Origin of the sequence: Schaalia sp. 19OD2882 (assembly GCF_018986735.1) — a bacterium.
GTDB lineage: Bacteria > Actinomycetota > Actinomycetes > Actinomycetales > Actinomycetaceae > Pauljensenia.
Genome location: NZ_CP065521.1, coordinates 21,743 through 34,372, shown reverse-complemented (window position 1 = coordinate 34,372; position 12,630 = coordinate 21,743). Strand labels below are relative to the sequence as shown.

12 protein-coding genes are annotated in these 12,630 nt (G+C 67.5%); 7 read left to right on the top strand and 5 right to left on the bottom strand.

Features of this window, described 5'->3' with window-relative positions; all coding sequences use genetic code 11:
• Window positions 1–8 precede the first annotated feature (8 nt).
• The 5 genes from I6B53_RS00170 (at window position 9) to I6B53_RS00150 (ending at window position 4,663) form a co-directional block, all read left to right on the top strand.
• Complete coding sequence (locus tag I6B53_RS00170) at window positions 9–1,364, top strand: amidohydrolase family protein (RefSeq protein ID WP_216764276.1); 1,356 nt, start codon at window positions 9–11, stop codon at window positions 1,362–1,364.
• Window positions 1,361–1,807 (top strand): cupin domain-containing protein, encoded by a 447-nt coding sequence (locus I6B53_RS00165; protein ID WP_216764275.1) that lies wholly within the window; start codon window positions 1,361–1,363, stop codon window positions 1,805–1,807. Before I6B53_RS00170 ends, I6B53_RS00165 begins: the two co-directional genes overlap by 4 nt.
• Before the next feature lie 215 nt (window positions 1,808–2,022).
• Window positions 2,023–2,913: an ABC transporter substrate-binding protein gene (locus I6B53_RS00160; protein ID WP_216764274.1), complete on the top strand. Its 891-nt coding sequence runs from the start codon at window positions 2,023–2,025 to the stop codon at window positions 2,911–2,913.
• Window positions 2,914–2,984: 71 nt separating this feature from the next.
• Window positions 2,985–3,914, top strand: coding sequence for an amino acid ABC transporter permease (locus tag I6B53_RS00155; protein ID WP_216764273.1), 930 nt, complete (start codon window positions 2,985–2,987; stop codon window positions 3,912–3,914).
• Window positions 3,914–4,663 (top strand): amino acid ABC transporter ATP-binding protein, encoded by a 750-nt coding sequence (locus I6B53_RS00150; RefSeq protein ID WP_216764272.1) that lies wholly within the window; start codon window positions 3,914–3,916, stop codon window positions 4,661–4,663. Before I6B53_RS00155 ends, I6B53_RS00150 begins: the two co-directional genes overlap by 1 nt.
• A gap of 174 nt (window positions 4,664–4,837) precedes the next feature.
• On the opposite strand, the gene I6B53_RS00145 is transcribed toward I6B53_RS00150, so the two are convergent.
• The 3 genes from I6B53_RS00145 to I6B53_RS00135 form a co-directional block, all read right to left on the bottom strand.
• The gene (locus tag I6B53_RS00145; RefSeq protein ID WP_216764271.1) at window positions 4,838–5,284 is read right to left on the bottom strand and encodes a hypothetical protein; all 447 of its coding nucleotides are present in this window, start codon (window positions 5,282–5,284) and stop codon (window positions 4,838–4,840) included.
• Between the two features lie 149 nt (window positions 5,285–5,433).
• Window positions 5,434–6,786, bottom strand: a complete 1,353-nt coding sequence (locus I6B53_RS00140; protein WP_216764270.1) for an ABC transporter permease — start codon at window positions 6,784–6,786, stop codon at window positions 5,434–5,436.
• Entirely contained in the window at window positions 6,783–7,499 is a 717-nt protein-coding gene (locus tag I6B53_RS00135) for an ABC transporter ATP-binding protein (protein WP_216764269.1), read from the bottom strand. The genes I6B53_RS00140 and I6B53_RS00135 overlap by 4 nt, the downstream gene beginning before the upstream one ends.
• Window positions 7,500–7,655: 156 nt before the next feature.
• On the opposite strand from I6B53_RS00135, the gene I6B53_RS00130 reads away from it, so the two are divergent.
• Both I6B53_RS00130 and I6B53_RS00125 read left to right on the top strand, forming a co-directional pair.
• Window positions 7,656–8,447 (top strand): nitroreductase family protein, encoded by a 792-nt coding sequence (locus tag I6B53_RS00130; protein WP_253953891.1) that lies wholly within the window; start codon window positions 7,656–7,658, stop codon window positions 8,445–8,447.
• 277 nt (window positions 8,448–8,724) lie between these two features.
• The gene (locus I6B53_RS00125; protein WP_216764268.1) at window positions 8,725–10,131 is read left to right on the top strand and encodes a hypothetical protein; all 1,407 of its coding nucleotides are present in this window, start codon (window positions 8,725–8,727) and stop codon (window positions 10,129–10,131) included.
• Here the strand turns inward: I6B53_RS00125 and I6B53_RS00120 are convergent.
• Both I6B53_RS00120 and I6B53_RS00115 read right to left on the bottom strand, forming a co-directional pair.
• Window positions 10,076–11,293 (bottom strand): ROK family transcriptional regulator, encoded by a 1,218-nt coding sequence (locus I6B53_RS00120; protein WP_216764267.1) that lies wholly within the window; start codon window positions 11,291–11,293, stop codon window positions 10,076–10,078. The genes I6B53_RS00125 and I6B53_RS00120 overlap by 56 nt on opposite strands.
• Window positions 11,294–11,314: 21 nt before the next feature.
• On the bottom strand, window positions 11,315–12,574 hold the full coding sequence (locus I6B53_RS00115; RefSeq protein ID WP_216764266.1) for a Gfo/Idh/MocA family protein: 1,260 nt from the start codon (window positions 12,572–12,574) through the stop codon (window positions 11,315–11,317).
• Window positions 12,575–12,630: the final 56 nt, after the last annotated feature.

Here is a 12,630-nt window from a genome sequence, read left to right as displayed (position 1 = left end):
AAAGCCCCATGCCTCCCACCGAACACCCTTTGGCCAGCCCCACCCCCTGCCAACCCCTGCACGTGTGGTCCGCCGACCTCGTCATCCCCGTGACGGCCCCCAGCGTCCTCGGCGGCGCCGTTGCCGTGCGAGACGGACGAATCGAACACGTGGGCAGTCGTGACTGGGTGGTGGCCACCCTGCGCGAGCGGGGCCTGCCCTTCGAGGAGGTCCACGTCAGCGGCGTCCTCATGCCCGGCCTGGTCAACGCCCACACCCACCTGCAGTACACGTCCATGGCCGGTGTCGGCGCCGGCAGGTACAACGGGTTCCCCGACTGGATGCAGGCCTTCGACCTCGTCTACGACGCCGGAGGGTTGGACTTCCACGCCGCCGCAGCCGACGGTGCCGCACGCCTGCTACGCGCCGGAACCACCTGCGCCGCCGATGTCGTCACAGATCCCGAAGCCGCCGGCGCCCTGCACGACGCGGGCCTGCACGGGGTCGCCTACTGGGAGGTCATGGGCTACTCCAACGAAGCCTGGGCGGACGGCGGCCTGGACCAGGTGCGCTCCGCCCTGGCCGCCATGCCCAGCCCGCCCGCAGTGGGGATCTCACCCCACGCCCCCTATTCGCTGGAGGTCGCTCCCCTGCTGGAGCTCCCCGACCTGGCGCGCCGCCACGGCATGCGACTGCACATCCACCTGGGCGAGGACCAGGTGGAGGCCAGGTGGGACGACATCGAGGCCGGGGCCGCGCTGGCCGACCTGTGGCGCTCGGGCAAGTCCGAGTCCTTCCGAAAGATGCGCGATGCCGGAGTCGGCTTCTCGGCCACCGAATTCGTCGACCAGCTGGGGGTTCTCGGCCCGGACTGCCACATCGCCCACGGCGTGTACATGAGCGCCGAGGACCGCCGCCGCCTGCACGCACGCTCCACCACAGTGGCCCTGTGCCCGCGCTCCAACGACGTCATCGGACTGGCCGAGCCGCCCGTGGCCGCATACCTCAAAGAAGGCAACCAGGTGGCCGTGGGCACGGACTCCCTGTCCTCCTCCCCCAGCCTGGACGTGCTGGAGGACACCGCGCTGCTCTTCGACATCGCCCGCCGCCAAGGGTACGAGGGCGACGACTTGGGACGGCGCCTCCTCCACGCGGCGACCTTGGGGGGAGCCATCGCCCTGGGGCTGTCCACCGGCTCGCACAGGGTCGGACAACTGCAGGCCGGAGCCTTGGCGGACGTGGTCGCCGTCGACGTGCCCGTCACCGACATCGTGCCCACCATCGAACACATCATTCGCGAGGGCGCCGGACACCAGATCCTGACTCTGGTCGCAGGAAAGGTCCGCTGGGCCGCCCCCGAACTCGGACTGGAGATCCACCCGTGAGCGCCACCCCCAGCGAGGCAGCCGCCGCCCTCGTGACCCGGCTCGGCCTGGAAGCACACCCCGAGGGCGGGTGGTTCCGCCGCACGTGGACGGCGCCCACCGGCGTGTCCACGCCGCGCGGGCAGCGGGCCACGGCCTCGGCGATCCTTTTCCTGCTGGACGAGGGCGAGGAAGCCGTGTGGCACTTTGTCCACTCCGACGAATTGTGGCTGTGGCACGGGCCCGGGGACCTCGAAGTGCACCTGGGCGGTTCGGGGCCGGAGCCCGTCGAGGACCCGGCGCCGACTCTGCTTCGCGGGGACGAGGACGGGGTCGTGCAGATCCTGGTTCCTGCGGGCACCTGGCAGCGGACCTTCGCTCGGGCGGACGTGGCATTGGCCACGTGCGTGGTGTCCCCTGAGTTCTCCTACGAGGACTGGGAGCTGGCCTCAGAGGGGCAGTGAAAGCGCAGGTCATGGCGGTTGTGACGGTGCTGGCGACCGCCTGTGGGCGCATCGTGGCGCACCGGGGGAGGCAGCTGGGAGACGGTTCACGCAGTCTCAGGCGGCAGGGGGTCCTTCTGCCCGCCGGAGGCGCCCACTAGGCTCTTGAGTCGTGGGCCCGCGGTTCGTCCGCTCGCCGCCCCAACCGTTCGCCCATCACGACACAGGGAGTTCCCATGGCACGCCGTCACCAGCTCACCGTTCTGGCAGCCGCCGCGCTGACCACGACCTTCGCCCTCGCTGCCTGTGGAGGCGGCCAGACCACCCCCGCTTCGGGCGCCCAGTCCGACGACACCTCCGGCGCACAGTCGCAGGCCCAGTCCAGCGCCCCGACCCTGGAGACCGTCACCCCCGGCAAGCTCACCATCGCCACCGGCGACCCCGCCTACTCTCCGTGGGTCGAGGACAACAAGCCCGAGTCCGGCAAGGGCTTCGAGGCCGCCATCGCCTACGCGGTGGCCGAGGAGCTGGGCTTCGCCAAGGAGGACGTCGTGTGGACCCGCACCACCTTCGACGCCGCAATCGCCCCGGGCGCCAAGGACTGGGACTTCAACCTCCAGCAGTACTCGATCACGGATGAGCGCAAGAAGGCCGTCGACTTCTCCTCCCCGTACTACACGACCGCGCAGGTCGTCCTGACCACCGAGGACTCCCCGGCCGCCAAGGCCACCTCCCTGGCCGACCTCAAGGACGTCCTCTTCGGCGTCCAGGTGGGCACCACCAGCCAGAAGGTCCTCAAGGAACTCGTTGCTCCCACCAAGGAGCCGCAGGTCATCAACAACTCGGTCGACGTGGTCGCCAAGCTCAAGGCCAAGCAGGTCGACGCAATCGTCGTGGACCTGCCCACCGCCTTCTACCTGGCGGGCGCTGAGCTCGACAACGCCAAGCTGGTCGGCCAATTCGCCGACACCTCCGGCGGCGACGAGCTCGGCCTCGTCCTGCCCAAGGGTTCTGCGCTGACCCCAGCCGTCACCCAGGCCGTCGACTCCCTGCGTGAGAAGGGCACCCTGGACGAGCTCGCGAAGAAGTGGCTCTCGGACGCGGCCTCTGTCCCCGTCCTCAAGTGACCCGGTAGGCGGCCCCGCCCTCGTTCCCCGTGACGAGGACGGGGCCGTCGCCCCTTCCCGGAAGGTCTGCGATGCCCCTGGAAAGTCCCTCACGCGAAGGCGACGCCCGCACAGGCGCCGGCGCCTGTGCGGGCGTCGTGGAACAGCTCGGCGATTTCGAGCACCACCTCAGTCAGGTCGAGATCGACAGGCGCGCATGGCGGCGCGCCCGCACCCGACGCTCCACCGGCATTGCCGTGGCCTCGTCCCTGCTGGTGGGGGCACTACTGGTCACAGTGATCGCCACCTCTCCCGGCTGGGAGGCGACCCGCGAGGCCTTCTTCAACGGCCAGTACTTCATCGAGTCCCTGCCCGCCGTGGCCGAGGGTCTGCTGCTCAACATCCAGGTGCTGCTGGTCTCCGTGGTCTTCGTCGCCCTGGGCGGCGTCCTGCTGGCCACCGCCCGGTCGTTGCGCGGGCCCGTCTTCTTCCCGCTGCGTTTCCTGGCCGCCGCCTACACGGACGTCTTCCGCGGCATGCCCTTCATCGTCGTCCTGTACCTGGTGGGCTTCGGCGTGCCCGCGTTGAACCCGACGACGCGCATTCCCATCGGCCTGCTGGGTGGCGTGGCACTGGTGCTCACCTACTCCTCCTACGTGGGCGAGGTCCTGCGCGCCGGCTTGGAGGCAGTGCATCCCTCCCAGCGCGCAGCCGCCAGATCCTTGGGGCTCACCCATGCGCAGACCTTGCAACACGTCATCGTTCCCCAGGCCGTGCGCAAGGTCGCGCCGGCTCTGATGAACGACTTCATCTCCATGCAGAAGGACGTCGGCCTGATCTCGACCCTGGGGGCGGTTGATGCGATCCGCGCCGCCCAGATCCACCAGGCAAGCACCTACAACTTCACGGCCTATGTCGTGGCCGGATTGCTGTTTATCGCGCTGAGCTGGCCCTTCATCCGCCTGTCGGACTGGTGGACTGCCAGGTTGCAGCAGCGCGAACAGACGGGAGGGATGGTCTGATGGGCGCCAGTGCATCGAACACGGTCCTGGACGTGCGCGGGGTCGTCAAGGCCTTCGGCCACAACGTGGTCCTGCGGGGCCTGGACCTGCAGGTCCACCGGCACGAGGTCGTCGTCCTGCTGGGGGCCTCCGGTTCCGGCAAGTCGACTCTGCTGCGCACGGCGAATCTGTTGGAGCGCGTGGATGACGGGCAGATCTTCCTGTCCGGCCAGGACATCACCGACCCGCGTGTGGACGTGGACAAGGTGCGCGCCCGCATCGGCGTGGTCTTCCAGCACTACAACCTGTTCCCCCACCTGACGGTGTTGGACAACGTCACCTTGGCTGCCCGCAAGGTCCACGGCACGGGTCGCGCCCAGGCCGAGAAGCGCGGCATGGAGCTGTTGGAGCGCATCGGTTTGGACGCCAAGGCGCGCGAGTACCCGGACCGGCTCTCAGGTGGCCAGCAGCAGCGTGTGGCCATCGTGCGGGCGCTGGCGACCAACCCGGAGCTGCTGCTGCTTGACGAGATCACGTCGGCATTGGACCCGGTGCTGGTCGGTGAGGTCCTGGACCTGGTCACCGAAGTGGCTCGGCAGGGCTCGACGATCCTCATGGCCACCCATGAGATCGGGTTCGCGCGCAGCGCAGCCGACCGCGTGGTGTTCCTGGAGCGGGGACGCATCGTCGAGCAGGGCCCGCCCGAGCAGGTGATCGGCAACCCGCAGGAGCAGGCCACCTGCGACTTCCTGGCCCGAGTCCTCCACTGACCGGCCCGAGTCCTCCACTGCCCCTCCGCCCCGACCCTTCCAGCCCCTCCCTCTCCGCGAGATTCGTCCGTCCTTTGCTGAGATTCGTCCGTCATCTCGCGAGATTCGTCCGTCGGGGCGTTCAGGTCGAGCATCGGCGAAGGTGGGAGGGCCACCCGCCCCCGAGGGTGACGGTCAGCGGGCGCCCGGGGTGACTGTCAGGGTGAAGGGAATCTCGTTGCCGGCCGGGTCCTTGAGGACGACTGCGGTGGAGCCCTCTTCGATCAGCGGCTTGAAGGTCGGCGCCGCGTCGGCGCTGCCGGGGATGAACTCAACGACCTTCGGGTCCGCGATCGATGCCGTCCACTTGTCCGCATCGGCCTGGACAGTGAGCTCGAGGACGCGTTGGGCCGGCACCTTGATCTCGAAATCCTTCAGCAGCTCCGGACGCTTCTTGATGACACCGATCTTCGCGGTGGCACCCGACTGGGCCGTGGTACCCGACTGGGCGGAGGCGGTCGACTGGCCCGTGGCACCGGAGGTGGCGGAGTCACCGGCTGTCGGCGAGCAGGCGGACAGTGCGCCGGCAGCAAGGACGAGGGCGAGGGCGAGGGCGGCGGGGATGATCTTCTTCGCGTACATGTGATCCACGCTACCCCGGGCTGCGAAGTGACTTCCACTTCGACGAAGTGCGTCCTCAGGGCGGCCGGTGCGCCGAGCCCCGCCCTCGTCCCCGGCACCGGGCCGACAAGGACGGGACGGGGCCCAGCAGCTCACAGAACCCGCGCACCTCACCGTTGCGAAGCCTGCAGGACCCGCCGGCGGACCGGGGCGACGACTTCGGTCGCCACCACCACGACGAGGATGCCCAGGAGCGTGACCGGCAAGGTCCAGGCCAAGGCAGCGGCCACCCCCTGGCCGGAGAGCATGGGCGCGACGAAGACGATGCCCACGCCGACCCCTCCGCCGATGAGGACCAGGGCCGGCAGCAGCACCTCCGTGCGTCGCGCCCGGTCCAGGAAGCCGGGCCTGGCGCCCATGACGAACAGCGAGCGCGTCTCCTCGACGGTGTCGATCGCCCGGATCGACTGGTTGACAGCCGTGGAGGCGGCCGCCAGGACAACGGTGATCCCCAGGGTGAGCAGCATGCCCGTGGACACGTCGGCCACGACCACCTTGGCCATGTGAGTGTCGGGAGCGTCGGGAGCATTGGAGAGATCAGTGGCGCCCAGGAGGTTCACCACCGGCAGCATGAACCCGGTGAGGAAGGCGACGAAGGCGAAGGAGCCGTAGGAGCGCCACACGGAGCGCGGATCGTCCATCAAGCGACGCCCGGCCAGCATCATGGCGGGTCGACGCGCCAAGCGCGCCATCAGCCAACCGATGACGGACAGCGTCCACGTACCGATGAGGTTCACCAGTGCCACGAAGACGGCCAGCAACACCAGGGCAATGCTCATCACCACCATGGGCGCGAAGCCTCCCCCAAAGGTCAGGACGACGAACCATGCGACGCCCACCAGGCCGCCCACCAGCAGCCAGATCCACGAGATCCCGTGCGCCTGGCTGCGCCGGGCGACCCCCAGTGGGGTGACAGCGACGCGGTGCACCGCCGCCAGCGCGGACAGGCCCGCGAGCAGGACCATCGCCAAGCCGCACACGAGCATCGGCAGGAATCCCATCCACATCTCCGCGACCGAGAGTCTGACCTCCTGGAAGGTGATGAGCGACCAGATCGGCAGAGCCACGATGTACAAGGCGGTGCCGGCCAGGACCCCGATGACCGACAGGGCCACGGTGTCCAGGACTGAGGCGAGTCTGGTGCGCATTGCCGAGACGCCGATCAGTCGCAGCACGGCCAGGTCGCGCGAACGTCTCGACAGGCCCAGGCGCGCGGCCGCCGATCCCATGGATGCGGCGGGCACCACCAGCAGGATTGCGGCGAATGCGGCCAGGGAGACGTGCACGGGCTGTGACATGATCTCATTGAGGGGGGCCTCCCCGCGGCGTGCAAACATCATGACACCTGCGACGACGCTGAGGATGACGGCGTGGGGCAGGGCCAGGGCCACGACGGTGAGGATCGCGGTGGCCCTGTCTCGCCCGGCGACCAGGGCGCGGGCGGCAACCATGACGGGGTTCATCGTGCGCTCCTGGTGACCTGGAGGATCCGGCCGTCACGAACGTGGATGGTGTGGGCCAGACGCGAAGCGACATTGGCGTCGTGGGTGACCAGGACGAGGCTGGCGCCCGTGGCCGCACACGCCTGGGTGAGGACGTCCATGACTTCGCCGCCGGTGGTCTGGTCGAGGGCGCCGGTGGGTTCGTCGGCGAAGACGACGGAAGGATTGGTGACGAGGGCGCGTGCGATGGCGACCCTTTGCGCCTGTCCTCCGGAGAGTTGTCCGGGGCGGTGCGGGCCGAGTCCCGACAGGCCCAGGCGTGCGAGGAGTTGGCGCGCGACCTCCAGCGCCTTGGCACGTGGGGTGCCCAGGAGCATGAGGGGCAGGGTGACGTTCTCCTCGGCGGGCAATTCGGGAAGAAGCTGCCCGTCCTGGAAGACGAATCCGAAGGATTCCAGTCGCATCCTCGAGGTGGCGGCATCGGACAGGCCGGTCAGGGGCTTGCCGTCGACGGTCACGCTTCCCGAGGTGGGGGTGAGGATGCCGGACAGGCAGTGCAGCAGTGTCGTCTTGCCGGAGCCGGAGGGTCCCATGACGGCCACCTGGGCGCCTTTGGGCACGTGCAGGTGGACGCCGTCGAGCGCGTGCACGCTCTGGCCTCCACGTTGGTAGGTCTTGGTCAAGGCGGTGGCGACGATTCCGTCACGGGGTGGGTTCTGAGGTGCTGTTTCCATGTGTTCATCGTGCATCGGGGCCCTGCTCCTGCGCCCTCAGGAAGCACCCCGGTTGACCCCGGGTCCATCCCGGAGGCCTCCCGGGTCCGCTCCGGGCGCCGCGTCAGGGGCGCGGGGGTACAGTGGGACGAAAACGACCACCTGGGAGGACGTGTCATGGTCGGCGATGACCTGAGGACCCCTGAGACGACACCCGTGTCGAATGAGACCGTGGCGGTCCAGATGCGTCATCGGACGGTGCGCGCCTACACGAGCGAGCCGGTTTCCGAGGACGCGGTGACGACCCTGATGGAGGTCGCAAGGCACACGGCCAGCACGGCTTTCCTGCAGCAGTTCACGATCATCCGGGTGAAGGATCCGGCGGTGCGCGCCGAATTGCACGGGGCCTCCGGCCAGCCCTATGTGGGTGGGGACCGTGGGGAGCTGTTCGTCTTCGTGGTGGACCTGTACCGGAATTCGCGGATCCGCGCCGAGGCGGGCCTGGACGCGGAACCTTTCGGTCGGGTGAACCTGTTCATGGAGGCGGTGCAGGACACGGCGCTTGCCGCGCAGAACGTGGTGGTCGCTGCCGAGTCCATGGGTCTGGGGACGTGTTACCTGGGGTCGATCAATGCGGATCCGGCGCGGGTCGTCCGGGCGCTGGCCCTGCCGAAGCTCACGTATCCGTTGTTCGGGTTGTTGGTCGGTCACCCGGACCAGGAGCCGCAGTTCAAGCCCCGTCTGCCGCTGTCGGTGACCACTGCGGTGGATGCGTATCCGCAGGTGGATTCCTACGAGGACGCCTTGGCGGGCTACGACGAGGAGCTGCAGTGTTACTACGACGTGCGTGACCTGAACGCCAGGGTGGATTCCTTCACCCATCAGATCCGCACGAGGGTGGGCAAGGGTGCCTCGGAGTCTTCTCCGGTCCTGGAGGTCCTGCACGACCAGGGCCTTCTCCTGCGCTGACCCCTCCGCGAGATTCGTCCGTCATCTCGCGAGATTCGTCCTTCCCCCGGGTGCATCAGGGGACGAGGGCGGGGCTTCGCTGCGAATGTCGGCATCCTGTCGCGCTCCGGCAACAGGACGGCCTCGCACCTCCAGGTGGAGGTTCTGAGCGAGAAGTTCGTCCAATCGCCCTCGTCGAGCGGGTACACAGGGCGGAACCTAGACTCACTCTTGACACACCTGTGGTGGCCCTCACCGCCCACATGCCCGTCTCGACGTCTCTGCTCCAAGGAATCCCATGTCACACAGACGAATTCTTCCGCGCCCCTTCGCCTTGATCGCTGCGGTGGTGGCCGTGACGACACTGGCCGCCTGCACCCCGACGATCGACTGGGTCCGCGAGGTCCGTGACAGCGGCAAGAAGACCTGGAAGGTCGCGACCACCCCGTCCGACGCTCCTGCCGGCGGCCAGGCCACCCCCGTCAACCTGCTGGAAGGCCTTGCCGCACCCATTTCGGTGGAGGACATGCGCCAGCGGGGCGCTCTGCGCGACTTCAAACCGAACCGCAGATCCCACGAGGAGTTCGGGATTTCACTGACGGACTCGATCATCTCCACCTCTGCCGGTGACTACGCGGAGATGAAGTTGGACGATGAGGCCCCGATCTACTCCTCGGAGAACGCGACCCTTTTGCGCGAACAGATCAGCTCGACGATCGGACCGGACAAGGTCGCCAAGGTCCTGCGCACCGCTGCCAAGTATGCGGTGGAAGCCTTCCTGGACTCTCCCACATGGTGGGACGACTCAGATGCCGCTTGGGAGGTGTCCAACGCCAAGGTGGCCGCGTCTCTTGGGATCGACCCCGCGAATTGGAACCTCGACCGACGCGCCGACGGTTTCAAGGATCGGGAACCCTTCAACCGCGGCAGGTGGCGCGAGTCGCTCGGCCTTTCCCTGGTCCCGCCGAAGGACGGCGAGGCGAGAATGCAGATCTCCAAGATCGAATTCAGCGCCGACAGCACTCCGACGAAGACGGCACTGAAACACGGTGCAGCATTGTCAATCGGCGTGGATTTCGGCATCATGTGGCCGGTGACCGTCACCGGTGCCGACGAGGTCGCCGCCATGCATCAAGAGGTGACTGCTCTCGTGAGCTTCAACAAGCAAGGGGACCCGATCTACTTGTGGGAGCCCGAGCTGGTCCACGAGGTCGGCTTTTCCACCCCGTCACATGTCATGGACTTCCCGGTCCTCGACGGGGAATCGATGACCCCCACGGCTCCGCAGACCTTCACCTACGAGGCCGGGTTCACCCTCACCCTGCCCGGGACGGCAAGCAAATGGGGCGGCGACGACCGGACGTGGGGGCTCACGGAGATTCCGGCTGATGGACCCCTTTTCCCCGCGAAGGGACACCTCACGTTGCAGCTGGATCACGAGGACTCCGGCGACGTCGACGTCCCCGTGGGCTGGGTGATCCGCGACACGAAGATGTTCCGTGTCGAGGTCGACGGCTTCGACTCGGTGCTGGTGGCACACAGGCCACTGCCGCGCGACCGCGGAAAACACGAATGCAGGATCATCTACCGGCACACCACCGCCACCGGCACACATCGGTGGACCCTGAAATACTTCTCCGACACCGAAGTCAGTCCCGAACGTGCGTTTTCCTTGGCTCGCCTGGCGCGGATCTCCAAGCAGTGACCCCGGCCTCGCTTCCCATGGCATCGACGAGGCCGTCCAACGCTCCCGCGGCGTCGAAGGCCAACACTGCGGCTCCGACCAGAGCCGCTTCCTGTCCCAAGTGAACGACCTCGAGATGGGGCATGTCGACGACGTGTTCGGCCAGTCTGCGTCGCAAAGCAGGTAGGAGCAAGTCCTTCCATCGCTCGAAGAGTCCCGCGAAGAGGATGAGTTCAGGGGCAAGCAACGCGCAGACGTTCACCAGTGTGGTGGCCACGTCGTCGAGCACCTCTTCGACGAGCTTCAGCGCCCGTTCGTCCCCGAGAGCAGCGCTGCGCATGAGGGCGTCGGCGTCGGTGCACGACTTGCCGGGAATTCCTGCCTCACGTGCCCTCCTGACAAGGGAAGCCGCGCCCACGGCGGACTCCAGGTCACCGAAACCCGTGTAGGAGCGCGAAAGGGAAGACCGTCCCATGAGCATGCGTCCGATTTGGCCGGCCGCCCCTGAAGTGCCCCTCCACAGGCGCCCGTCCTCCACGATGCCCGAACCGACCCCGTCGAAGAAGGCAACGGCCACGAGGGAACGCACCGGGTCCCAGTGGCGGCTCGTGTACTCGGCCAAGGCGATGAGATTCGCGTCGTTCTCGACTGCGACCGGCAGGTCGAAGGCCTCCTCGAGTTCGGACTTGAGTGGCACGTGGCGCCACCCGAGGGCGGGGGCGAAGAGGATGTTCCCCTCGTCATCGACCGGACCGGGTACGGAGACGCCGACCGCTGACAGATTCGTGCCCTGTGCGTCAGCCACCGCCTGTGCGAGTTGTGACTGCAAGTCGGCCCTACGTTGCTCGGCTCCGCCAGTCGTCAGGTGGATTCGTTCGCGGATCGGTTTGCCCCGCAGGTCGGTCAGGCGGATCGTCGTGTGATGGTCGGCGACGTCAGCGACCAACAGCGAGGCCGCCGATGCGTTGAAGTCGAAGACCATCGACGGGCGGCCTCCGGTCGGCACAAGCATGCCGGTGTCGACCAGCAAGCCGTCCTCCTGGAGGCGTCCGGCCAAGCGTGAAACGGTCGCAGGGGCCAGGCCCAACTCACGTCCGATCTCGGCCCGGCTGGCAGCGCCGCCCTCGTAAAGGGAGGTGAGGATGCGCAGGGTGTTCGTCCTGGACAGGTCGCCAACTCCCACGCGTCCTCCTCACATCTCTCGTCAGTGCCTCGACCTCGGATTCCACTGGCCTTGCGCCACTGCAGGGACGAAGGACTCCAGTTCCACCGGCCACGTGACGGTCCTGCCCGTCTCTGCCGAATGATAGGCGGCCATGAGCAATTCGATGACTTCCAGACCATTGACCAAGGACTCCTTCGGCTGACGGCCCGCAAGGAAGTCGGCGGCGAAGGCCGCGTTCTCGCCCGTGTAGCCATAACTCAGGGCCTCGTCACTGACGATGGGCATGAGCCCCTGTTCGGCGTTCTGCTTCTCGACCAAGTCTTCGCCCCGCTCCTGGGTGAGGTTGCGTGAGAGGAAGACGCGGGACTCCGTGGCAAGGGTCGAAGATTCCATCGAGTACTCGGGGCCCAGCAGTTCGAAACCCAGTCGAAGTCCTGCCCCGACATGACTCCACGAGGTCGTCGCCTCGACGACGACGGGTTCACCGTCACCGTTGACGAACTCGAACACGGCGTGGGCGTAGTCCTCCGACGGGGTGCGCGTGTAGTCGACGACCCCCGGGTAGGTGTCGCTGAGTTCTCGCGCGTATCGAGTACGCCCCCACTTGAGGGAGTGGATGGAGGCACTGACGCTGACGGGCGTGAGCCAGGTCGACGGGTCGGTGCCGGGCGGGGTGAGGAGGAAACGCCCGGCCTCCACCGAATGGCACATCATGTCGTTGAGCACGCCGCCGCCTTCTTCGGCCCCGTTCCAGAACCACGTGTTGTGGGGGCCGGAATGTTCCTCGGCGGCACGTGCCAGGTACGGTGATCCGGCCACGGCTGCACCACGCGTCCAGACCAGCTCATGGGCACGGGTGATCGCGGGGGAGAACACTTGGTTTTCCAGGTATCCGTGCAACAGTCCGACCGACTCGACCAGATCGAGGACTCGTTTGGCCTCGGCAACGGTGCGTCCCAAGGGCTTCTCGACGGCAATCCCCCGAAGACCTGCCCGTCCGGAGCGCACCTCCTCGACGATGGTTTCTATGGTGGAAACCCGCGCGAAGTTCGGGGTGAGAACCCACACGGCATCGACGCGCGGGTCGCGTACCAGTGCTGCGACGTCCTCGTGGATGCTGACATCGGTGCCCGCTCCGAGGCGTTCCACCTCAGCGGCAACGGCTTCGGCCGAAGTGCGGGTTCGCGAGGTGACGGCCACGATGTCGGCGTCTCGTACCCCTTGCCAGGCGCGAGCGTGGAACTTCGCGATGAATCCTGCTCCGACCAGGCCCACGCCCAGTCGCGGTCGAGTCTCCATGAGTGTTCTCCTTCGGTCGGTTCGTGCATTGCTGTTGCACAGGTGCGGGTCGATGC

Excerpts from the sequence above, each read along its gene's own strand:
- I6B53_RS00170 (WP_216764276.1), top strand. The coding sequence starts at position 9 with ATGCCTCCCACCGAACACCCTTTGGCCAGCCCCACCCCCTGCCAACCC.
- I6B53_RS00160 (WP_216764274.1), top strand. The coding sequence starts at position 2,023 with ATGGCACGCCGTCACCAGCTCACCGTTCTGGCAGCCGCCGCGCTGACC.
- I6B53_RS00155 (WP_216764273.1), top strand. The coding sequence starts at position 2,985 with ATGCCCCTGGAAAGTCCCTCACGCGAAGGCGACGCCCGCACAGGCGCC.
- I6B53_RS00150 (WP_216764272.1), top strand. The coding sequence starts at position 3,914 with ATGGGCGCCAGTGCATCGAACACGGTCCTGGACGTGCGCGGGGTCGTC.
- I6B53_RS00145 (WP_216764271.1), bottom strand. The coding sequence starts at position 5,284 with ATGTACGCGAAGAAGATCATCCCCGCCGCCCTCGCCCTCGCCCTCGTC.
- I6B53_RS00140 (WP_216764270.1), bottom strand. The coding sequence starts at position 6,786 with ATGAACCCCGTCATGGTTGCCGCCCGCGCCCTGGTCGCCGGGCGAGAC.
- I6B53_RS00135 (WP_216764269.1), bottom strand. The coding sequence starts at position 7,499 with ATGGAAACAGCACCTCAGAACCCACCCCGTGACGGAATCGTCGCCACC.
- I6B53_RS00130 (WP_253953891.1), top strand. The coding sequence starts at position 7,656 with ATGGTCGGCGATGACCTGAGGACCCCTGAGACGACACCCGTGTCGAAT.
- I6B53_RS00125 (WP_216764268.1), top strand. The coding sequence starts at position 8,725 with ATGTCACACAGACGAATTCTTCCGCGCCCCTTCGCCTTGATCGCTGCG.
- I6B53_RS00115 (WP_216764266.1), bottom strand. The coding sequence starts at position 12,574 with ATGGAGACTCGACCGCGACTGGGCGTGGGCCTGGTCGGAGCAGGATTC.